The organism is Streptomyces sp. NBC_00078 (genome assembly GCF_026343335.1).
Taxonomy (GTDB): domain Bacteria; phylum Actinomycetota; class Actinomycetes; order Streptomycetales; family Streptomycetaceae; genus Streptomyces.
The window spans coordinates 450,264-471,325 of record NZ_JAPELX010000001.1 but is presented as its reverse complement, the minus strand read 5'-3'; the positions used below and the strand labels follow the sequence as shown (position 1 = coordinate 471,325).

General features: G+C 71.6%; 23 protein-coding genes and 1 pseudogene. 15 read left to right on the top strand and 9 right to left on the bottom strand.

Annotation, left to right across the window (positions count from 1 at the left end):
• The first annotated feature begins 135 nt into the window (after nt 1-135).
• Nucleotides 136-1,008: a universal stress protein gene (locus OOK07_RS02175; RefSeq protein ID WP_266794796.1), complete on the top strand. Its 873-nt coding sequence runs from the start codon at nt 136-138 to the stop codon at nt 1,006-1,008.
• A 1-nt stretch (nt 1,009) separates the two neighbouring features.
• Here OOK07_RS02175 and OOK07_RS02170 read toward each other — a convergent pair whose 3' ends face one another.
• From OOK07_RS02170 to OOK07_RS02160, 3 genes are all read right to left on the bottom strand, one after another.
• Nucleotides 1,010-2,245 carry a DUF4032 domain-containing protein gene (locus OOK07_RS02170; RefSeq protein WP_266676332.1) on the bottom strand — a complete coding sequence of 412 codons (1,236 nt, stop codon included), beginning with the start codon at nt 2,243-2,245 and terminating at the stop codon, nt 1,010-1,012.
• A 41-nt stretch (nt 2,246-2,286) separates the two neighbouring features.
• Entirely contained in the window at nt 2,287-3,033 is a 747-nt protein-coding gene (locus OOK07_RS02165; protein ID WP_266676330.1) for an MBL fold metallo-hydrolase, read from the bottom strand.
• A 197-nt stretch (nt 3,034-3,230) separates the two neighbouring features.
• The gene (locus OOK07_RS02160; RefSeq protein ID WP_266794795.1) at nt 3,231-3,857 is read right to left on the bottom strand and encodes an alpha-ketoglutarate-dependent dioxygenase AlkB; all 627 of its coding nucleotides are present in this window, start codon (nt 3,855-3,857) and stop codon (nt 3,231-3,233) included.
• Between the two features lie 104 nt (nt 3,858-3,961).
• On the opposite strand from OOK07_RS02160, the gene OOK07_RS02155 reads away from it, so the two are divergent.
• From OOK07_RS02155 to OOK07_RS02145, 3 genes are all read left to right on the top strand, one after another.
• Nucleotides 3,962-4,609, top strand: coding sequence for a TetR/AcrR family transcriptional regulator (locus OOK07_RS02155; protein ID WP_266794794.1), 648 nt, complete (start codon nt 3,962-3,964; stop codon nt 4,607-4,609).
• Nucleotides 4,610-4,668: 59 nt separating this feature from the next.
• The gene (locus OOK07_RS02150) at nt 4,669-6,342 is read left to right on the top strand and encodes an FAD-binding dehydrogenase (RefSeq protein ID WP_266794793.1); all 1,674 of its coding nucleotides are present in this window, start codon (nt 4,669-4,671) and stop codon (nt 6,340-6,342) included.
• A 72-nt stretch (nt 6,343-6,414) separates the two neighbouring features.
• Nucleotides 6,415-7,023 carry a GMC oxidoreductase gene (locus tag OOK07_RS02145; protein ID WP_266794792.1) on the top strand — a complete coding sequence of 203 codons (609 nt, stop codon included), beginning with the start codon at nt 6,415-6,417 and terminating at the stop codon, nt 7,021-7,023.
• On the opposite strand, the gene OOK07_RS02140 is transcribed toward OOK07_RS02145, so the two are convergent.
• Nucleotides 6,978-7,337, bottom strand: a complete 360-nt coding sequence (locus tag OOK07_RS02140) for a DUF488 domain-containing protein (RefSeq protein WP_266794791.1) — start codon at nt 7,335-7,337, stop codon at nt 6,978-6,980. The two genes, OOK07_RS02145 and OOK07_RS02140, sit on opposite strands and share 46 nt — an antisense overlap.
• Nucleotides 7,338-7,487: 150 nt before the next feature.
• Between OOK07_RS02140 and OOK07_RS02135 the strand changes: the two genes are divergently transcribed.
• From OOK07_RS02135 to OOK07_RS02125, 3 genes and pseudogenes are all read left to right on the top strand, one after another.
• Complete coding sequence (locus OOK07_RS02135; RefSeq protein WP_266794790.1) at nt 7,488-8,912, top strand: M1 family metallopeptidase; 1,425 nt, start codon at nt 7,488-7,490, stop codon at nt 8,910-8,912.
• A gap of 42 nt (nt 8,913-8,954) precedes the next feature.
• Nucleotides 8,955-9,107 carry a hypothetical protein gene (locus OOK07_RS02130; protein WP_266794789.1) on the top strand — a complete coding sequence of 51 codons (153 nt, stop codon included), beginning with the start codon at nt 8,955-8,957 and terminating at the stop codon, nt 9,105-9,107.
• A gap of 114 nt (nt 9,108-9,221) precedes the next feature.
• Nucleotides 9,222-9,419: pseudogene (locus OOK07_RS02125) on the top strand (two-component sensor histidine kinase); the annotation flags it as partial.
• An 88-nt stretch (nt 9,420-9,507) separates the two neighbouring features.
• Here OOK07_RS02125 and OOK07_RS02120 read toward each other — a convergent pair.
• Together OOK07_RS02120 and OOK07_RS02115 are read right to left on the bottom strand one after the other, a co-directional pair.
• Nucleotides 9,508-9,765, bottom strand: a complete 258-nt coding sequence (locus tag OOK07_RS02120) for a WhiB family transcriptional regulator (protein ID WP_266676314.1) — start codon at nt 9,763-9,765, stop codon at nt 9,508-9,510.
• A 110-nt stretch (nt 9,766-9,875) separates the two neighbouring features.
• A complete protein-coding gene (locus OOK07_RS02115) occupies nt 9,876-11,096 on the bottom strand; it encodes a saccharopine dehydrogenase family protein (protein WP_266794788.1) in 1,221 nt (406 codons plus the stop codon).
• 147 nt (nt 11,097-11,243) lie between these two features.
• Here OOK07_RS02115 and OOK07_RS02110 point away from each other — a divergent pair, with 147 nt between their 5' ends.
• Both OOK07_RS02110 and OOK07_RS02105 read left to right on the top strand, forming a co-directional pair.
• Nucleotides 11,244-11,978, top strand: coding sequence for a TetR/AcrR family transcriptional regulator (locus OOK07_RS02110; protein ID WP_266676310.1), 735 nt, complete (start codon nt 11,244-11,246; stop codon nt 11,976-11,978).
• Between the two features lie 176 nt (nt 11,979-12,154).
• The gene (locus OOK07_RS02105) at nt 12,155-13,453 is read left to right on the top strand and encodes an MFS transporter (protein ID WP_266794787.1); all 1,299 of its coding nucleotides are present in this window, start codon (nt 12,155-12,157) and stop codon (nt 13,451-13,453) included.
• A gap of 74 nt (nt 13,454-13,527) precedes the next feature.
• Here the strand turns inward: OOK07_RS02105 and OOK07_RS02100 are convergent, their stop codons facing one another.
• Together OOK07_RS02100 and OOK07_RS02095 are read right to left on the bottom strand one after the other, a co-directional pair.
• On the bottom strand, nt 13,528-13,983 hold the full coding sequence (locus OOK07_RS02100) for a cyclic nucleotide-binding domain-containing protein (RefSeq protein ID WP_266794786.1): 456 nt from the start codon (nt 13,981-13,983) through the stop codon (nt 13,528-13,530).
• 344 nt (nt 13,984-14,327) lie between these two features.
• Nucleotides 14,328-14,549: a hypothetical protein gene (locus OOK07_RS02095; RefSeq protein WP_266676304.1), complete on the bottom strand. Its 222-nt coding sequence runs from the start codon at nt 14,547-14,549 to the stop codon at nt 14,328-14,330.
• Nucleotides 14,550-14,809: 260 nt separating this feature from the next.
• On the opposite strand from OOK07_RS02095, the gene OOK07_RS02090 reads away from it, so the two are divergent.
• The 6 genes from OOK07_RS02090 (at nt 14,810) to OOK07_RS02065 (ending at nt 18,773) form a co-directional block, all read left to right on the top strand.
• Nucleotides 14,810-15,253, top strand: coding sequence for an ATP-binding protein (locus OOK07_RS02090; protein WP_266676302.1), 444 nt, complete (start codon nt 14,810-14,812; stop codon nt 15,251-15,253).
• Between the two features lie 176 nt (nt 15,254-15,429).
• Nucleotides 15,430-16,305 carry a SigB/SigF/SigG family RNA polymerase sigma factor gene (locus OOK07_RS02085; protein WP_266794785.1) on the top strand — a complete coding sequence of 292 codons (876 nt, stop codon included), beginning with the start codon at nt 15,430-15,432 and terminating at the stop codon, nt 16,303-16,305.
• 7 nt (nt 16,306-16,312) lie between these two features.
• Nucleotides 16,313-16,555 (top strand): DUF5133 domain-containing protein, encoded by a 243-nt coding sequence (locus tag OOK07_RS02080; RefSeq protein ID WP_266794784.1) that lies wholly within the window; start codon nt 16,313-16,315, stop codon nt 16,553-16,555.
• Entirely contained in the window at nt 16,552-17,418 is an 867-nt protein-coding gene (locus tag OOK07_RS02075; RefSeq protein WP_266794783.1) for an ANTAR domain-containing protein, read from the top strand. The genes OOK07_RS02080 and OOK07_RS02075 overlap by 4 nt, the downstream gene beginning before the upstream one ends.
• 55 nt (nt 17,419-17,473) lie before the next feature.
• A complete protein-coding gene (locus tag OOK07_RS02070) occupies nt 17,474-18,313 on the top strand; it encodes a DUF1206 domain-containing protein (protein ID WP_266794782.1) in 840 nt (279 codons plus the stop codon).
• Between the two features lie 28 nt (nt 18,314-18,341).
• Entirely contained in the window at nt 18,342-18,773 is a 432-nt protein-coding gene (locus tag OOK07_RS02065; protein ID WP_266676292.1) for a hypothetical protein, read from the top strand.
• A 7-nt stretch (nt 18,774-18,780) separates the two neighbouring features.
• Here OOK07_RS02065 and OOK07_RS02060 read toward each other — a convergent pair whose 3' ends face one another.
• Nucleotides 18,781-21,024: an FUSC family protein gene (locus OOK07_RS02060; protein WP_266794781.1), complete on the bottom strand. Its 2,244-nt coding sequence runs from the start codon at nt 21,022-21,024 to the stop codon at nt 18,781-18,783.
• Nucleotides 21,025-21,062 lie beyond the last annotated feature (38 nt).

Here is a 21,062-nt window from a genome sequence, read left to right as displayed (position 1 = left end):
TCGATCGTCCCGCTTCGCTCCGGTATGCAGCGGGCCGCCGGTCAGTGGCTCTCCTTGCTCCCCTTACGAGGTCGTGCGGCCGGGGTGGTGAAGACTGGCTGCGATGGACGTGGCCACGACACCGGAGGCAGCCGCATGACGCGCCCGATCACCGCAGGGGTCGACGGAACCGAGGAGAGCACCGCCGCCCTGGACTGGGCAGCCAGGGAGGCGGTGCGCCGGGGGCTGGCGCTGAGGGTGGTGCAGGCCTGGAGTTTCCAGCCGTACGAGGGGATCGACGCGGCCGACCCGGACACGCAGGCCGGGTGGGTGCGGGACGGGCTGGACGAGGTGGTCCGCGGCGTCACCGGGCGGCATCCGGACCTCGACGTCACCACCGATGTCGTGACGGGGGAGCCGGTCGGGACACTGCTGGCCGCGGCCGCTGAGGCCGAGCTGCTGGTGCTCGGCTCGCGCGGGCACGGGCCCGTCGTCGGTTTCCTGCTCGGTTCCGTCGGCCAGCAGGTGATCGCCGAGGCGGCACGGCCGGTGGTGCTCGTGCGCGCCGGCGACCAGCCCGCGGCCGAGGCCGGCGGCCGTGAGGTCGTCGTCGGCCAGCAGGGCGAACCGGATGACAGCGCCGAGACCTTGCGGTTCGCGTTCGAGACGGCGGTCGCCCGGGGCGCCACCGTGCGGGCGGTGCGGGCCTGGACGCTGCCGCCGGTGTTCGCCTACAGCCCCGGTTCGATGCGCCTCCTCGACGAGGCCGGAGGCCTGGAGCCCTTCGAGAGGAAGGCACTCGCCGCGGCCCTGCAGCCGTGGCGGGAGCGGTTCCCCGACGTGCCCGTGGTCGAGCACGTGGAGATCGGCAGCGCGGGTCAGGTGCTGCTGTCGATGACCGGGCGGGCCCAGCTGATGGTCGTCGGCCGACGCGTGCGCCGTACGGCGGTGGGCGCGCGCATCGGCTCGGTGGCGCACGGGGTCCTGCACCACGCGAGTTGCCCCGTGGCGGTGGTCCCGCACGCCTGAGTCACTCGCCGGTCGTGGGCAGCAGTGTGTCGCGAGCCTTCGGCAGGATGCTGCTGATGTAGTCCTCGACGGCCGTGTCCAGCCCGATGTCGTGCTGCGCGCGCTCCGACAGGTACCAGCGGTGCTCCAGCAGCTCGTGGTAGATCTCCGCCGCGTCCATCGTGCCGCGCAGTTCCAGGGGGACGGCGCGCACGGTGGGCCGGAAGACGTCCCGCACCCATCGGTGGGCCAGCACCTCGGGGCGGGCGGCGAGGGGGTCGCCGGGCACGTAGTCCTCCTGGGTGGCCATCCAGCTCTCCAGGTCGTTGAGGAGCCGCCGGGCCTGGTTCTCCTCGGTGTCCAGGCCGGTCAGGCGCAGCAGTTGGCGCTGGTGGTGGCCGGCGTCGACGACCTTGGGCACGAAGGTGACGGTGTCGCCGTTGGAGGAGTGCTGGATCTGCATCTCGGCCACGTCGAATCCGAGCTCGTTGAGGCGGCGGATCCGGCGCTCTATGTAGTGGTGCTTGCCGGCCGGGTACACGGACGTCCGGGTCAGCTCCTGCCACAGGCCGCCGTAGCGTGCGCAGATCTCCATGCCGAACTCGACCGGATCCACCGACGGGTGCAGTGCCCCGGACGCCTCCAGGTCGAGGAGTTCGCCGCTGATGTTCACCCGGGCGAGGTCGAGGTCGTACTCGCGCTGTCCGCCGCTGAGCCGGGGGTGCAGGTCGCCGGTCTCGGCGTCCACGAGGTAGGCGGCGTAGGCGCCCGCGTCGCGCCGGAAGAGGGTGTTGGACAGCGAGCAGTCGCCCCAGGCGAACCCGGCGAGGTGCAGGCGCACCAGCAGCACGGCCAGCGCGTCCATGAGGCGGTGCATGGTGGCCGGGCGCATGGTCGTCTCGAACATCGAGCGGTACGGCTGCGAGCCGCGCAGGTGCCGGGTGATCAGCACCGGTTCCAGCGGGGCGCCCTCCTCGTCGGCCCGCCCGGTGACCACGGCCAGCGGATCCACCGCGGGGATGCCGAGCCGGTCCAGGTCGCGCAGCAGTTCGTACTCGCGCAGCGCGGGCCGCTCGGCGAGTTCCTTGACGGCGATGACCTCGTCCCCGGCTCGGGCGTAGCGCACGACGTGGCGGGATATGCCGCGCGGCAGCGGGACCAGGTATTCGTCGGGCCACTCCTCCAGCGGGAGGTGCCAGGGCAGGGCCAGCAGGAGCGCGGGATGCTCCGGGTTCGTCGCGCTGATCTGCAGTGCCATGGCTCGCGTTTCCTTGCCTCGCGGGTGATCGTCACCTCACCTTAGAGGGCGCGCTCCTTGGCCTGAAGTGCCGCTTCACCCACTGGACCGCGGTGTGCGGGGCCGTGCCCGGGAAGCAGCAGGTCGCCGTCCAGGGCGGCCAGTGCGTCCAGTGAGGCAACGGCACGTTCGCGCTGGTGGTGGAACATGTCGGGCAGCAGCTGCGGCCCCTTGACCCGCGAGGTGGGGTGGGCGGTGACCAGGGCGTCGCCCGAGATCAGCACCCCGGAGTGCGGCAGGTGGAAGGCGGTGTGCCCGGCGGTGTGGCCCGGCGTGTGCGCCGGCACCGGCCGGCCCGGGAGATCCAGCGGGCCCGTCGCCGGAAACGGCTCCGGAACCGCGACCGGCACATGGGCCGTGCCGCCGGAGCGCAGCGCGTGCACCGACCAGGGCAGCACACCGGGCCGCCAGCTGTTCCGCAGGACCTGCCCGACGGTCACCTGGTGCAGGAACTCCCGGCGCGCGTGCGGCAGTTCGGCCTCGTGGAGGTACACCGGCGTGCCGTAGGTGCCGCGCAGGTACTCGGCGGAGCCCAGGTGGTCGTTGTGGGCGTGCGTGATCAGCACCGCCGCGACCGCCTCCGGTGAACCGCCGACCGTCGCCAGGGACGCGAGCACCTCTTCCCGGTCCCCGAGGTAGCCGGTGTCGACCAGGGTGATCTCGTCACCCTCGGTGAGGATCACCCAGTTGGTGTTGCTTCCGTGCACCAGGTGAATGCCGTCGGCGACTTGCCGTACGTCTGCCCGCATGATTGCCCCGTGTGGTGAGGTCCCTGCCCGACCGCACCAGCAAAGCAGACCCGGCCCGCACCGGAACCGGCGGGTCCGCGCCAATCTGCGGGCTCAGGGGCGCAGACCGGAGGGCGGGGCCCGGCGGAAGGGCTGCCTCCGGCACCGTCCGCCCGAGGCAGCCCCCTGCGTGCAGCCGAAGCGGCCGCCTCTCCGCCTCACTGCACGCCGTGCGGGCGGAACTGGATGCTGATGCGCGGTCCCGCGGCGCGTGCGGTCTTCGGTACGCAGTGCTCCCAGGTCCGCTGGCAGGAGCCGCCCATCACGATGAGGTCGCCGTGCCCCAGCGGGCGTCGCACGCTGTCGCCGCCCCGGGCGGGACGCAGCAGCAGATCGCGGGGCGCGCCCACCGAGAGGATGGCGACCATCGTGTCCTCGCGGGCGCCCCGTCCGGTCCGGTCGCCGTGCCAGGCGACGCTGTCCCGCCCGTCGCGGTAGTAGCAGAGCCCGGCCGTGGTGAACGGTTCGCCCAGCTCCTCGGCGTAGTGCGCGGACAGCGCGCGGCGGGCCTCGTCCAGCGCCGGGTGCGGGAGCGCGGCGCCCGCTCGGTAGTACGCGAGCAGCCGCGGTACGTCGATGACCCGGTCGTACATGGTGCGTCGTTCGGCGTGCCACGGAACCTCGGCGGCCAGCTGTTCGAACATGCGGTCCGAGCCGGCGAGCCATCCGGGCAGGACGTCGATCCAGGCGCCGAGGCCGAGCTGCGTCCGGCGGATTCCGCCGAGGGAGCCGAGACGCAGCTGGTCGGTCTGGTCGAAGAGCGAGCCCTGGAGGTGCGTCGTCATGGATCCAGCGTACTCCTTAATCGAAAACGTGTTCCCATGAAAGTCGAAGACTTTCGATACATCGATGTATCGGATACATTCCTGTATCGAATGGAGGAGGGATCATGGTTGCTGGTCAGACGGCGCGGCGGGTGACTCGGCGCAGGGTCCGTACGCGCGCCAACCTCCTCGACGCCGCCTTCGCCGTGTTCGCAGCCAAGGGCTTCGGGCGGGTCTCGATCGAGGAGGTCTGCGAGGCCGCCGGCTACAGCAGGGGCGCCTTCTACTCCAACTTCGACAGCCTGGACGAGCTGTTCTTCGCCCTCTACCGGCAGCGCGCCGACCTGATCGCGGACCAGGTGTCCGGAGCGCTCGCCCAGGACGGACCGGACCTCGACGTGCCCGCCGCCGTCGACCGCGTCACCGAGGTGCTGCTCCTCGACCTTGACTGGCTGCTGGTGAAGACGGACTTTCTGGTGCACGCCGCCCGCGATCCACAGGTCGCCGAGAGTCTGCTGGAACACCGGGCGCGGCTGCGCGGGGCGATCGCGGAGCGGCTCGCCCGCGCGGGGGGCTTCGTCGAACCGCCCGCAGTGCTCGGCGACATCGACGGCGCGGCCCACGCCGTGGTCGCCGCGTACGACGGTGTCACCGCCCAACTGCTGCTGGACAGGGACGTCGAGGGCGCGCGCGCCTGGCTCAAACAACTGCTCACCGCGCTGCTGACCGACGGCAGCGGCAACCCCGGCAGGACCCCAAGAGATCCCGGCTAGATCCCGGCCGGACCTCGACGGACCCCGGCAAGACCTCGACAAGAAAAGGAACCTTCGCCATGGACGCGGACGTCATCGTCGTCGGAGCGGGCCTCGCGGGCCTGGTCGCCGCCCACGAACTCACCAGTCAGGGCCGCAGGGTCGCGCTGGTCGACCAGGAGAACGCCGCCAACCTCGGCGGGCAGGCGTTCTGGTCCTTCGGCGGTCTGTTCCTCGTCGACTCCCCGGAGCAGCGCCGCCTCGGCATCAAGGACTCCTTCGACCTGGCCTGGAGCGACTGGCAGGGCAGCGCGCAGTTCGACCGGGTCGACGACGAGGACTCCTGGGCGGTGCGCTGGGCGCGCGCCTACGTCGAGTTCGCGGCGGGGGAGAAGCGTGCCTGGCTGGAGAGTCACGGCATCAAGTTCCTGCCCACCGTCGGCTGGGCCGAGCGCGGCGACCTGCGCGCGGACGGACACGGCAACTCCGTTCCCCGCTTCCATGTCACCTGGGGCACCGGCACGGGCGTCGTGGAGCCGTTCGTCGACCACGCCAAGCAGGCCGCACGCGACGGGCTGCTCACCTTCTACCACCGCCACCAGGTCGACGAGCTGGTCATCGAGGAGGGCGCGGCGCGCGGGGTGCGCGGCACGGTCCTCGCCAAGGACGACTCGCCCCGCGGAATTGCCTCCAACCGCGACCGGATCGGCGACTTCGAACTCACCGCGCAGGCCGTCGTCGTCACCACCGGCGGCATCGGCGCCAACCACGACATAGTCAGCCGCTACTGGCCCGAGCGCCTGGGCACCCCGCCCGCCGAGATGGTCACGGGCGTGCCCGCGTACGTCGACGGCCGCATGCTCGACATCAGCGCAGAGGCGGGTGTACGCCTGGTCAACCGCGACCGCATGTGGCACTACACCGAGGGTGTGCAGAACTGGGACCCGATCTGGCCCGGCCACGGCATCCGCATCCTGCCCGGACCGTCCTCGCTGTGGTTCGACGCCCTCGGCCGCCGCCTGCCCGACCCGTGCTTGCCGGGCTACGACACCCTCAGCACCCTCAAGCACCTGCGCACCACCGAGGACATCGCCGGCCACGACCACTCCTGGTTCGTCCTCACCCAGAAGATCATCGAGAAGGAGTTCGCGCTGTCGGGCTCCGAGCAGAACCCCGACATCACCGCCAAGGACAAGGGTGCGGTCCTGCGCGACCGTCTGCTGGGCAAGGGCGCCCCGGGCCCCGTCGACGCGTTCCTGCGCAAGGGCGCCGACTTCGTGACCGCGCCCACCCTGGAGCAACTCGTCACGAAAATGAACGAGTTGACGGACAAACCGCTGCTCGACGCGGCCGAGCTGCGCCGCCAGATCGAGGCCCGCGACCTGCAGATCGCCAATCCGTACAGCAAGGACTCCCAGGTCCAGGGCATCCGCAACGCCCGCCGCTACATCGGCGACCGCCTCGGCCGCGTCGCCACCCCGCACCGCATCCTCGACCCCGCGGCGGGCCCGCTCATCGGCGTCAAGCTCCACGTCCTCACCCGCAAAACCCTCGGCGGCATCCAGACCGACCTCGACTCGCGCGCCCTGAACGCCGGCGGCGACCCGGTCGAGGGGCTCTACGCGGCCGGCGAGGTCGCCGGCTTCGGCGGCGGAGGCGTCCACGGGTACAACGCCCTGGAAGGCACCTTCCTCGGCGGCTGCCTCTTCTCCGGCCGGGCGGCCGGACGGGCGGCGGCGAAGCAGACCGCCTGACCGATTCCGCACGCGCGCGCCACGGGCGCGGTCGGGTTGCCTCCCCCGACCGCCCCCGCGGCACGCAGGTGGGTGAACAACCGGCCGCGACCGCGGGATCCTGATCGAGGCGACCGCGAGCCCGCCCGGCATGAGCAGCTTCGTCCTGCCCGGCCTCGGACGCTCCCTGCGCCGGGAACTGGAGGGAGCCGACCGGCTCGCGATCCTCGGCGCCATGATCGCCGACCGGCCCGTGGGCCGGGTCCTGGGCCAAGGCCGCACGCTCGTCCGCTACAGCCTGGACCCCGGGGACGGCGATCGGCTGATGACGGCCGTACGGGCCATGGGCCAAATCCTCTTCGCCGCCGGGGCCCACGAGGTCCTCACCGGCGTCCCAAGGGCACCGCGCGCCCATACCCTCGCCGAACTCGACGCGCTGCTGGCCGGGACACCCCGCGCGATCTGCACCTGTCGGCCTTCCACCCGGCCGGCACGGCCGCCGCGGGCGGCGATCCGGGGCGGGCGCCGTCCGATGCCCGGAGCCGTCTGCGGGGCGTCGAAGGTGTCCTCGTCACCGACGCCTCCGTCCTGCCCGGCTGCCCGGAGGTGAACCCCCAACTGGGCATCATGGCAGCCGCGTTGGCCGTCACCGCAAGCTATCTGGAAGGCGGGTCCAGCAGACGGACCAGCACGGCGGCGTGACTCCGCTCGGGGTCCTTGGCGGCGGTCAGCAGCGTCACAGGCCCCTTGGCGGCCAAATCCCGTACGTGGAGCAGGAGTTCGGCGGCCTCGGGAGCGTCCAGCTCGGCCTCGTAACGGTCGGCGAACTCCTCGTAGGATCCCTCGCCCGTGTGATACCAGCGGCGCAACCCGGTCGACGGAGTGAGGGCCTTGGGCCATTCCTCCACCCGCGCCGCCTCCTTGGACAGGCCGCGCGGCCACAGCCGGTCGACCAGGACGCGGACGCCGTCGTCCGGCTCGGGCGGTTCGTAGACGCGACGCACGCGCACGCTCATGACCGGGCCTTTCTGCGACGGCGGATGACATCGAGCCTAGTGCGGGGGAGCCCGGTGACGCTGTGTGACTTGACCCGAATGGGGAGGAACCCGCGCCGGGCGGGCTCATAGCCTAAGAATGATTGATCACCGACCATTCCAGGAGCGCAGATGAGGCAGTCCCGCCGGCAGGGCGTCAGATCCACCACGGTCCTCCGTCGCGAGGCGCTGACCGCAACGGTCCCCGTCGCCCTCGCGGCGCTGCTCGCCGCCGCCGGGCCCGCCTCCGCCGGCACCGGCGGCGCACCCGGTGCCGGGGACCCGTACTTCCCGCTCGCCGGCAACGGCGGCTACCACGTCGACCACTACGGCCTGACCCTCCGTTACGACCCGGCGAGCCGCCACCTCGACGGCACCGCCGTCCTCACCGCCCGCGCCACCCAGCACCTGACCCGCTTCGACCTCGACTTCACGGGCTTGAAGATCACCGGCCTGACCGTCGACCGCGCGAAGGCGCAGTACCGCCGTGACGGCCAGGAACTCGTCGTCACCCCATCCCGGCCCCTGCATCCGGGCGAGGAGTTCCGCGTCACCGTCTCCTACAGCGGCACCCCGAAGCCGGTCACCGACCCGGACGGCTCGCTCGACGGCTGGATACCCACCGACGACGGGGCGTTCGTCGCAGGGGAGCCACAGGGCGCCATGACCTGGTTCCCGGCGAACAACCACCCGAGGGACAAGTCGTCGTACGACATCACGGTCACCGTGCCCGCCGGACGCACCGCGGTCTCCAACGGCGTCCTGGTGGGCCAGCGGACCAGGCACGGACGCACCACGTTCCACTGGCGCCAGCGCGAACCGATGGCCGCCTACCTCGCCACCGCGACAGTAGGCAAGTTCAAGGTCGAGCAGTACAACACCCGCGACGGCCTCCGCGTCTACAACGCCGTCGACCCGCGCGAGGCGTCCCAGGCGGCGCCCGTCCTGAAGAAGCTGCCGTCCGTCCTGGAATGGGAGAGCAAGCTCTTCGGGCCCTACCCCTTCCGCGCCGCCGGATCGATCGTGGACCGCGCGCCGAACGTCGGGTACGCGCTGGAGACCCAGTCCCGTCCGGTCTACGACTCTGCCCCGGACCTGAGCACCCTCGTCCACGAGAACGCCCACCAGTGGTTCGGCGACTCGGTGTCGCTGACCTCGTGGAAGGACATCTGGCTCAACGAGGGCTTCGCGACCTACGCCGAGTGGCTCTACAGCGAGCAGCACGGCGGCGACAGCGCCCAGAAGAGCTTCGACGCGCTCTACGCCCGCCCGGCGAGCGACGGCCTGTGGGCGTTCCCGCCCAGCGACCCCGGCAGCGGCGCGCACATCTTCGACACCCCCGTCTACGCCCGCGGCGCGATGACCCTGCACGAACTCCGCGGGAGCGTCGGCGACCGTACGTTCTTCCGCATCCTGCGGACCTGGGCGGCCGTGCACCGCGCAGGACACGGGACGACCGCGCAGTTCGTGCACCTCGCGGAGCGTGAGTCCGGCAAGAACCTCGACCCTCTGTTCACCACCTGGCTGTACAGTCGGGGAAAGCCGAACCACCACTGAAAACCTGACGAGTTCCTCACATGTGTCGGTCACAGTCGATCCGTGATCATGAATAGACCCCGTGGCGCCCTGCTCGCCGCCTGCCTGTTGCTGACGGGATGCGGCGGCGGGGCGATGGCGTCGCCCGGCCGCCCGTCCGGCGCCGCCACCGCGCAGGCGGGCGCACCCGGCATCAGCCCCCTGGCCTCGCCCTAGCCCCGGATGTCGGTCGAGGCCGCCCCGCTCCACCTGCCCGGCCTCGGGCCGAAGACCCTGGCCCAGATCCCCGCGGCCGCCCGCCAAGCCGTGGTCGTCACCGGTCGCGCCAGGAACTCCCGCGGCTGGCTGGAGGTCACCCGGGACGGCGTCGTCGACCCGGATCCCGCGCTGCTCGCCTCCCTGCACGAGGAGGCGCTGGTGCTCCAGCGCATCATCGACGACCTCCAGGACCTCGCGGCGGCCGACGCGGGCACCCTGCGGCTGCACCGTGAACCGGTGCGCGGCGGCGACCTGCTGGAGCAGGTTGCGGTACGGCCGTCGCGGCGAGCGAACCGGGCGCCGGCGCCGCGTTCACCCTGCGGCTGCCGGCCGTCCCGGCGCCGCGGGGCCCAGGGATCTAGGCGCTGCCCCGGCGGGCCGCGGCGCGCCGCCGGCGCTGCAGGGCGCGCCGTTCCGTCTCGCCGGTGCCGCCCCACACACCCAGGATCTCCCCGTGGTCCAGCGCCCATTCCAGGCACTGTTCCCGCACCGGGCAGCGTGCGCACACCGCCTTGGCCTGTTGCGTCTGCATCAACGCGGGGCCTGAGGTGCCGATCGGGAAGAACAGCTCGGGGTCCTCGTAGCGGCACGTGGCCCGGTCTCGCCAGTAGTCCATCAAAAGTCACCTGCGATCGAAGTCGTACGTGCCCTCGCGAATGGCTTACTCGATTCCGGGTCACCTGTCGATGCGCGAGTGAAACAACGTAAGTCGCGAAGATCCCGTGTTCATTCCTCGCGCATGCCCCACGGGGAGCCGTACGCGGTCAGCAGTTCCAGGAACGGGCGGGCCGGGAACGCCTCGGGACCGAGGACGCCCGAGCCCGACCAGGCGCCGGTGGCGAGGAGTTCGAGGGCGACGACCGGATTGACGGCCGTCTGCCACACCACCGCCTGGCTGCCGTACTCCGCCATGGACCACTGGTTGTCGACCACGTGGTACAGGTACACCTCGCGCGGCTTCCCGTCCTTGGTGCCGCGCACCCAGGTGCCCGCGCAGGTCTTGCCGTGCATCCGCTCGCCCAGTGTCGCCGGGTCGGGCAGGCAGGCGGCGACGACGTCCCGGGGCGAGACCGCGACCGGCCCCGCGGCGCTCGGCACGGTCACCGGCGCCGTGCGGTCCAGGCCCAGCAGATGCAGCGTCTTCAGCGTCTCGACGAACTCCCGGCCGAGGCCGTACTTGAAGGTGACCCGGCGTGCTTCTACCCAGCGCGGTACGAGCAGCACCTCCTCGTGCTCCACGTTCACGCACTCGACGGGACCGATCCCCTCGGGGAAGTCGAACACCTCGGGCTCGCTGAACGGCTCGGTGGTGAACCAGCCCCGGTCGGCCTCGTAGACGACGGGCGGGTTGAGGCACTCCTCGATGGTGGTCCAGATACTGAAGGACGGGGCGAAGTCGTAGCCGTCGACGGTGAGGTTCGCGCCGTCACGGATGCCGATCTCCTCGATCTCGTCGAAGAGTTCGTCGGCGGCGAACCGCGCGAACACGTCCGACATGCCGGGCTCGACGCCCATGCCGACGACAGCCAGCGCGCCCGTCTTCTCCCACTCCTCGGCCTGTGCGAACTGGTCGTCGCCGAGCTTCACGCCGCACACCTCGTAGGGCCGCTCGGCGTGCGGGTGCGACAGCGACATCGCCATGTCGACATAGGTGGCGCCGGCCCTGCGCGCGGCTCGGAACAGCGGCATCACAAAGCGCGGGTCGGTGGCGTTGAGGAGCACGTCGCAGCCGTGCCGGCGCAGCAACTCCGTCACCGCCTCCTCGTCGCCGGCGTCGACGCGCTCGGCCTGGAAGCGGCCCCCCTCACCGCCGAGGGCAGCAACCGCGGCCTCGGCCCGCGCCGGGTCGTAGTCGGTCACGACCATCGCGTCGAAGAACGAACGCCTGGCGGCGATCCGGGTGACGGCGGTGCCGACCCCGCCGGCGCCCACGAGCAGTACACGCATGACAGATCTCCCTGTCCTGAGGATCGACGACTGTCCTGAAGATCGACGACTGTCCTGAGAATCGATGACGAGGGGCCCCTGCCGGAGATACAACGCCGCCTGTTCACGTAAGGTCAATGGCGTTGGCATAAGGCGAAAGGTCGTGTCGTGCCCAAACCGGTCGTGCCCGAGGAGAAGCGGCGCAGGCGCCGGCCCACGAAGAGCGGCACCGTGCTGTCCGAGCGGCTGATCGTCGAGACCGCGCTGCGGATGCTGCGCGAACACGGCAGCGCCGGCCTCACCGCCCGCCGCCTCGGTCTGGCCCTGGACGCCGACCCGAGCACCCTCTACCGCTACTTCAGCGGCATGGACGACCTGACCCTCGCCATCGGTGACGCGCTCATCGGCGAGGCCCTCGACGGCTGGCGGCCGACGGGGGAGTGGCGGGCGGATCTGCGCGCCGTCGGCCTGCGCATCCACGCCGCCTACGTCGCCCACCCGCAGGCGGCGGTGCTGACCACGAGCCGGGTCACCGGCCGGGCCAATGAACTGGCCGCCGACGAGGCCGTCCTGGACATCCTGCGCACCGCCGGCTTCCCGCTCCCGGACACGGTCCGCATCTACCACGCCTTCATCGACCAGACGCTGGCCTTCGCCGCTCTCGACGCCGCCTCCCTGGCCCTGCCGAGTGATGCGCTGCGAGCCGACGAGACCATGTGGCGCTCGACCTACGCCCACCTGCCCCGCACGACCCACCCGCGCATCGCCGAGGCCGCACCCCTGCTTGCGGCCCGCATGGCCGACAGCGCGTATCCGACGGCACTGGAGATGCTGCTCGACAACGCGGCGGCCCAACTGGAGTCCCTCCACCGGCGCGCGGCGCCTCCCACGCCACGTCCGTGACCGCGAAGTCGGGGCTCGCGGGGTCGCAGTGGCCGTCGCGACGATGATCACGCCCGGTGCCCTGCTCGTCGCCGGGCCTGAGATCCACGGCCTGAGCAGGCGCGTCCCGAACTCTCGGACGGTGCTGGGATAGTGAACCCCGGACCCGAAAGATGTATCGAGCAACCAGGAAGCCCGTGGACACCAGCGAGAGCAGCACCGAACCGCAGGCACCGGACGCGGTCGCGGCCGACCCACCCCGGCGCGGCTGGCGCCGCTGGGCCATGGACACCCGCCCCCTGCGCATCCCGGCCTACCGCCGCCTCTGGTCCTCCACGATCGTCACCGCCGTCGGCAGCCAGCTCACCGCGGTCGCCGTACCCAAGCAGATCTACGACATCACCGGATCCTCGGCGTGGGTCGGTGCCGCGAGCCTCGCCGGTCTGCTCCCGCTGATCGTGTTCGCGCTGTGGGGTGGCGCGGTCGCCGACAGCATGGACCGCCGCAAGCTGCTGCTGATCACCAACAGCGGTATCGCGGTCACCTCGCTGCTCTTCTGGCTCCAGGCCTTCGCCGGGCTGGAGTCCGTGGTCGCGCTCATGGTCCTGCTCGCCGTGCAGCAGGCGTTCTGGGGCCTGAACGCCCCCGCGCGCAACGCCTCCATCGCCCGTCTGGTGCCGGAGGGACAGCTGCCCGCCGCCAACGCCCTCGGCTCCACCGTCATGCAGACCGGGCAGGTCGTCGGACCGCTGCTCGCCGGTGCCCTCATACCCGTCATCGGCCTGCCCGAGCTGTATCTGATCGACGCCGTCGCGCTCTGCGTGACGGTGTGGGCGGTGTACAAGCTGCCCACACTGCCGCCCCTGGCGGGATCCGCGACGCGTCGCGCCGGCGTGCGGGAGATCGCGGAGGGATTCCGCTACATCTCCATGCACAAGGTGCTGCTGCTGTCCTTCCTCGCCGACATCATCGCGATGGTCTTCGGCATGCCCCGCGCCCTGTTCCCGCAACTCGCCGCGCAGACCTTCGGTTCCTACGGCGAAGGGCTCGCGCTGGGACTGCTCTTCGCGGCGATCCCCATCGGCGCCGTGCTGGGCGGACTGTTCTCCGGCACCTTCTCCCGGGCCCGCCGGCACGGCTGGATGGTGATCGGCGCGGTCGTCGCCTGGGGCGCCGCGATCACCGGCTTCGGACTCAGCGGCAACCTGTGGCTCGCCGCGGTGTTCCTCGCTCTGGCCGGGGTCGCCGACATGGTCTCGATGGTCTTCCGCGGGGCGATCCTGCTGTCCGCCGCCACCGACGAGATGCGCGGCCGTATGCAGGGCGTCTTCACGGTCGTCGTCGCCGGCGGACCGCGACTGGCCGATGTCCTGCACGGCACCGCGGGCTCGGTCCTCGGCCCGCGCACGGCGGTCGTCGTCGGCGGCCTCCTCGTCGTCGCCGTGATGCTGGCTCTGGCCGCCGCGGTCCCGGCACTGCGCCGCTACCGCATCTGACACCCCGGTACGCCAACTCCGGCCCGGAGGCGGCCTGGTGGCCCGACAGGCACGGGAGGTGCCTCGGAGGTGCCCTAGAGAGCGCTGCGCCGACTGATCGCGTGCTGCTCCATGAGCTTGCCGCGGGTCGTCTCCAGCCGGTGCGCGAGGATCTCGGCGACGTTGCGCACGAGCGTGAGCCCGAGTTGCGTGTCCTCCTCGCACAGCCGCAGCACCGCGGCCGCCTCGAACTCGTAGGCGCGCACAGGGCTGAAGGCCTCCGCGCCGAAGTCCCACTCGTGCGGCGGGAACAGCCAGGACCAGCCGAGCAGATCGCCCGCGCCGAGGCTCGCGACGGTCACCCGTTGCAGCGAGTTGACCCGCTGGTCGAGCGAGACGGCGCCCGAGCGGATGACCCAGAAGCGGTCGGCTCTGCCGCCCGCCTCGAAGATCCGGGTGTCCTCCGGGAAGGAGACCTCCCGCGCGAGCGCCATCAGGCTCTGGCGCTGGGGCGGGGGAAGAGCGCTCAGCAGTTTTATCGCTTTGGTCATGACGCGGGGCTCCTCGCCGAGGATCGGTTCCGGTGGTTTCCCTACGCCCATTTCAGCCGCTGCGGACGCCCCGGGCACCTCGGCGGACGGCAGTTCTCGCACAGAGCCCCGAAGACATGAAAAAGCCCTGGCTGGACGGGGGAGACCAGCCAGGGCCGTAAGCGGTGGCGTCGGAGGACGGTACGGTCGACTCCGTCACCACGTATGAATGAACCGTAAACCATCTGCATGGGATTTCGCGCCCCCAGAACGGGCCAAGTGACCTGTTTCACTCCGGAGCCCCTTCTCGGGCCACCCAGGGCGGTCGGTTCGGTGCCCACCGGGCAGGCTCCCCGCCCGGCGGGTCAGGTCCGATCGCCGTGCCGGCCCGGTGTCAGTATCTCGTCCAGTACGCACAGGACCGCCTCGTAGGTCAGAGTTCTTACTGCGGCCTCGTGCGCCGCCTCCGGATCGGTCGCCCGCAGGCCTTCGCCCCGCGTCCGCCACGCCCGCTCCTCCCGCTGCGCGCAGTCCCGCGCACGTTGGATGCGGCGCAGCAGTTCGTCTGAGTCCACGACATCGGTCATGGCATCCGCCTACCCAGGTTTCTCACTCCGATGGCCGGGATCCCGCATGCGGCCGGGTGGTTTGGCGACGCCCGTCCCGGTGAGCCGAAGAGAAGGGACCTGCGGTGCTCGCGCAGCGGGAGCCGGAATCGCTCCCGACGGGCGGGGGAACAGCCGTGGCCGTCAGCCATCGGCCCGGGCACGGCGGTCGCAGGTCTGGCCCGGGCCCGCCTCCCCCGCACACGGAGGTCGGGCTCTTCACCTATCAGGGGAGCCAGGCGATGTGCGAGGAGCACCGGACCGAATCCGCCCTCGAACGAGCGGGCGCGCAGCAGACACGCCCCTCCAGGTCGTGCAAACCCGCCGAGGCGCGAAGGGCCGTCGAACTCGCTGTCACCGAACGCTGCCGGCTCACACACACCTGCTGCGATCCGGAGGCCCTGGGTGACGCCCTGCTCGTCGCCACGGAGCTGACGACCAACGCGATCCTGCACGGGGGCGGCATGACCGACTTCAGCGTCGACGTCCTCGGCACGGGCGTACGCGTCTCGGTGTGCGATCGCAGCGACCGACTGCCCGTGTCGAGGCAGCCCGCCGACCCACTGCGACGACAGCGCCCCGGCGGCCACGGCTGGCCCATCGTCTGCCGCCTGGCCCGTGACGTACAGGTGTCCGAGCTGCCCGCAGGCGGCAAGTGCATCACCGCCGTGGTCGCCCTGGACTGAACGCTTTTTCGCGGGGGCGGTTTGTTCGCACGTGGGCAGGGCATACGGACGTTCGTGCTTCGGACCGGAGGCGCCCCAGCGGGAGCGGTATCGCTACCCCCGGGCCCCTTTGGCCGGTCCGGACGGCGATCCTCCCGCGGTATGTCCCTGAAACCCTCGTTCAGGAGCGAATCCGCATGCTCATCGACACGTCGACAAGCCGTTCCGGCACCCAGACCCGGCCGACCGCCGCCAGCGGGCGGCGGCACGACGACGCACCCGACACGGCCGAATACTTCGCCCGTCTCGCCACGCTGGAGAACGGCCCCGAGCGGGACCTGCTCCGCGACGAACTCGTCGCCGCGTGGCTGCCCATGGCCCATCGGATCGCCGGCCGCTTCCGCGACCGCGGCGAGTCCGTGGAGGACCTGCGCCAGGTCGCGGCCCTCGGCCTCGTCAAGGCGATCGACCGCTTCGACCCGGAGCGTGGCGCATTCGAAAGCTACGCGGTACCCACCATCACCGGTGAGGTCAAGCGGCACTTCCGGGACCGGATGTGGGCCCTGAGGGTGCCACGCCGGGTGCAGGAACTGCGCAACAAGGTCCGGGTGGCCCGCCGTGAACTCACCCAGACTCCCGGCACCCCGGAACCCACCGTGGCCGACCTCGCCGCGCACACCGGACTCACCGAAGACGAGGTGAGCGCCGGAATCGAAGCCCTCGAAAGCTTCAGCACCCTTTCTCTGGACGCCGAACTCTCGGGCGACGAGGACGGCTACAGCCTCGCCGACACGCTCGGTGCCTCCGACACCTCGTACGACGTCGTGATCGACCGCGAGTCCGCCAAGGAAGGACTGCGCCGGCTGCCCGAACGCGAGCGCGCCATCCTCTACATGCGCTACTTCGAGGACATGACGCAGAGCCGGATCGCCGACCAGCTCGGCATCTCGCAGATGCACGTCTCCCGCCTCATCAGCCGCAGCTGCGCCCGTGTGCGTGCCGAGGCGCTGGGCGGCCGGAAGGGTGCCGACGGCAGGCCGCCGCATGAACCGGCCCGAACGGACGAGGGGTGAACGAACGATGCTGATGCCCCATCCCGCCGTCCTGAGACGGCTCGTGGAGGAGTACGAGAGCGTGCAGGCCGAGGAGGCGGAGCAGAGCGGGGGCCGGATGAGTCCGCGGGCGCAGGACCTGGCGTACACGCTCTGCGTGTCGACCGGCACACGGGATGTGAGAAGGGCCCTGGAGGCGGCCCACCGGCTGCTCGCGGCCACGACCACACCCCAGGCACCGCCCGAAACGACTGAGATCGGAGTTGGATGACAGAGCCAGGGCCCGGGACGGCGGACGACGTACCGGAGCGCGAAGAACTGGAACGGCTGCGGGCACAGGTGCGGGACCTCAGGGCCAAGGCCCGCGCCTACCCGCAGATATCCCACGCGCAGGGCATCCTCCAGGAGCGCTACGAGCTGCCCGACGCGGACAGCGCGTTCGCACTCCTGCAGCAGGCCTCGCAGCGCCTCAACGTCAAGATGCGGATCCTGTCCGCGGCTCTGGCGACCGTTCCGCGCCCCGACCCGGGGGACCAGCTGTGGTTCCCGCGGCGTGTCCGCTACCCGGAGCCCGCGCTGCGCTTCGAGGTCGACCCCCCGCCGGACGCCGGCAACCGCGGCGCCGTCCTGGGCGCCGTACTGAGCCAGACGCTGGCGGTGGTCGGCACCGACATGGGAAACGTCCAGGTGGCCGACCGGGCCAAGCGCGGTCTGGTCATCGAGAAGCACACGGGTCTGACCGCGGACTTCGTCGACTTCTTCGCCTACGTCGGGCCGACCGGCACCTCCTGCGCGAAGGCCGCCCGCGACGTCAGCCAGGTCACCGTGCGGGAGGTGGAGAGCGACCCGGTCTTCGACGAGCCGTCGCGGGCGGCGATCCTCGCGGCCGGTAGCAGGGCCTGTCACAGCGTGCCGCTCACGACCACGGCGGGTCTGCGCGTGGGCATGGTCTCCGCCCACACCGAACACACCCTCCAAGGGCTGACCAGGGCCCAGCTGAAGGTCCTGGACGTGGTGGGCGGCGACGGCGGCCGATGGCTGGCATGGCACGACCGCACGGTGGTCCTGGACGCCCTGGAGTACCTGCACGCCCTGGGCCGTCGCATGCGGGGCAAGCGGATCCGCAGGGCATGAACACACGACGGTGTGCCCGTCCGACGTCGGGGCATTCGGATTCGGGGAGGTCCATATGAACACGAGTGCCATGGCGCGGACGGGCCGGCTGGGGGCCGAGCGGGCAGCGCGCGGTTCGGTGACCGAGGGCGCCGCCCGGGCGGGGCTCGCCGCACGCGGCGCCATCTATCTGCTGGTCGGCGCCCTGGCCCTGCAGATCGCCTTCGGTGACGGCAACCGGCAGGCGGACCGTGGCGGCGCCCTGGCGACCCTCGCCGGGCAGCCGTTCGGCGCCGTCCTGCTGTGGGCGCTCGGCCTCGGACTGGCCGGCATGGCGGTGTGGCGGCTGTCGGAGGCCCTGTTCGGCTCGGTCGGACCCGACGGCCGTACACCGCGAAAGCGGCTGCTCGCTGCGGTCCGCTGCGTCTTCTACGTGTTCGTCGCCTACTCCGTGCTGAGGTTCGCGGCCGGTCCCCACGACGGCGCGGGCGGATCGAGCGACAAGCAGTCCCGCGATGTCACGGCCAGGGTCCTGGACCTGCCTGCCGGGCAGTGGCTGGTGGGCGCGGCCGGGGCCGGCGTGGTGGTGGGCGGCGTGTGGATCGCCGCACGGGCCCTGCGGCGCGATTACCGCGACGAACTCAGGCTCGGCCGGATGTCCCGATGGTCCCGACGGCTCGTGGACGTCACCGGCGTGGGCGGCGGCACGGCGCGCGGACTGGTGTTCGCCGCCGCCGGCGCCTTCGCGGTGCGCGCCGCGGTCGACTACCGGCCCGACCGGGCCAAGGGACTCGACGACACCCTGCGCTCGTTCGCCCACACCCCGCTCGGTCCGTCGCTGCTCGTCTGCGTCGCGGCCGGTTTTGTCCTGTTCGGTCTGTTCTCGTTCACCCTGGCTCGCTGGCGCAGGGTCTGACGCGCGGCAGACGGGGAACACGGGCGGCATGGACGAATCCGAGTTTCCACCGGAGCACCGACCCGTCGACGTCTACCTCGGTCTTCTGCGTACCCGGATGGACACGGAGGACTACCACCGGCTCCTCGGTGTGGTCGAACCGATCCTCGAGGCGATCGAAGAGGAACGCCTTCCCGGCCTGGACTTCGCGCTGGACGGAGACCACGGGGACGGGCTGTCCCAGGAGGTGCGCGACGAGGCCGCCCTGGTCATCGCCGCCGCGGTCACCGGCAGACTGGACAACGAGGTGGTCGAACTCGACCTCGAAGGAACGGGTCCGGTCAGAGTGATCACCGACGCGGACACCGCCTCCGACCCGGCACGGCTGGGCGAGATCGCCGACTACATCCGGGACCGGCACCGGCAGAACGAGGAACTGCGCGGCATCGCCGAGGTGAGTGGCCTGCCCACCGACTTCTGAAGGACGGTCACCGCTTCGGCGCCGCCACCGGCACCTCCAGCGGCCGGGCCAGGCCCACCACCGCCTCGTCGAGGCGCTGCAGATGCCTGAGAACCCGGTCCGTGATGCGCCCGTATCGCGAGGTGCCGGGCAGCTCCGACTCCAGGAGCGCCGCGATGCTCGCCCCGGTCTCGACCTCGACGGCGGCCCGCTCGTCGGCGACCCGCGCGGCGATCGCCCCGATGTTGCCCAGAATGCGCTGCCCGGCCCGCCGCAGACGGGGATCCGCCGCGATCGAGGGATGCGTGGGCAGCAGCTCGGCCATCGCGGCCAGCGAACGCGCGTGGTACGCGCAGGTCTCCAGGAGCGCCACGAGATAGCGGGCGGTGTTGCGCCGCGCCCGCATCGGAGTGACCGGGTGGGTGAGCGGCTGGGTGGCGGCGCGCAGGTCGGCCAGCGCCTGGTCCAGATCGCGCGCCTTGTCGAGCAGCTCGGCCGGGTCACCGCCGCTGAGCTGGTCGACCGCGGCGTCGGTGACGTCGGCGAGCCGGTCCAGCACGGTGACGAGGAGGTCGTTGGTACGGCGGTCCGTGTGCACCGGCAGGACGAACGCCGCCGCGATGATCCCGCAGGCCGCGCCGAGCGCCGTTTCCTCCACCCGCAGCACCAGCACCGACAGGCTGTAGGTGTGCAGCAGCGTGTACAGCACACCCAGCGCGGCGGTCACGAAGAAGGACATCAGCGTGTACGACAGCGGCGCCGTGTAGAACATCGCGAACACGCACAGCAGCACCAGCGCGAACGCCGTCCAGGTGTGGTGTCCGACGAGGCCCGCGAGCAGCAGGCCGGCCACGACGCCCAGTACGGTGCCCAGCAGCCGCCGGTAGCCCTTGACGAGGATCTCGCCGGTCGAGGCGGTGTTGATGAACACGATCCAGCAGGTCAGCACCGCCCAGTACCAGCGCTGGCCGGAGAGGAACTCACCGCCCACGATGGCCAGCGACGACCCCACCGCGACCTGCACGGCGGCGCGGGTGGTGGGCCTGTCCAGTCCCGTCGCCGTCTCCTCCGCGGCCTCGTCTCCCGCATCGATCACCGCGTCCTCGGCGTCCAGCTCCTCGCGTGAACGGGCCGTCGACGGGGTGTCGTCCGAGTCGTCCTGCGGCCCGCCGAGCGCGATCCGCAGCCCGAGCACCGCGCGGGCGGCCTCGCCGATGCCGCGGAACACGTCCTGCACGGCGGGCGAGGCCTTCGGGAGGTTCTCCTCGTCGCGGTAGCCGAGGAGCCGGTTGCGCAGATGGGCCAGGCCGGCCCCGGTGCCCACGGACACGGGCCGCACAACCAGCAGGCGCAGTGCCTCCAGGTCGCGGTGCAACGTGGCGGTCGCCTCGTCGGGCACCGGACGATGGCCGCCCGGCGGGACGGGCGCGCCCGGCAGATGCAGGGTCAGCGTGTCCGCCCGCTCGGCGCTGCGGGCGGTGAGCAACAGCAGGCCCAGGCGTTCGGCGGCGATCTCGGCGTCCGCGATCCGGCGCTGCACGAGCCGCGCCGCGGCCTCGTCGGAGGTTCCCTCCTCAAGCCTGCCCTGGATCATCATGGCCGTGTCGTGCAGACGTGCGGTGCCGTCGCGTACGTCCTGGAGCGCTTTGTCGATGTCGTCCGGCCCGGCGTCGAGCAGGCCCAGCTGCGCGGTCACGAGCTGCGCCAGCCGGGCGCGGAAGGCGTCGCGCAGCCGTTCCAGGATCCCCGTGGGCGTCTCTGGTACGACCACGAAGCGCACCAGGGCGCTGGACGCCACCGCGACGGCGACCACGCCCCACAGCTTCGGCAGCCCCGACAGGCTCGCGCCGACGAACAGGGACATGAAGTACACCTGGAAGCCGATCAGCCCGAGCGCGGTGCCCCGGTCGCCGAACCGCCGGATGTAGACGGCACAGAAGATGAGGACGACGAAGAACAGGTCACCGCCCACGACCCGGGAGTGCAGGAGCGCGGCCAGCGACACCGAGGCGAGCGCCACCGCGAGGCCCAGTGCCAGCGTGACGGCCTGCGCGGCACGCTGCTTCTCCCGGATGGCGAAGGTGGAGACCATGGCCGCGATGGCACCCGCCACCAGCAGGCGCACATCGGCTCCCAGCAGGGAGAGCACGGTCAGCGTGAGGGCGATGGCGGCCACCGTCCGCAGGCCCGCGGCCAACCGCAGCAACCCGGGATCGTCGGCCGCGACGAGATCGCCCAGCCGTCCCCGGACCGATCCACCCGCTGCCCTCACGCCGTCGTACTCACTCCCGTTTCACGTCATGATCCGGA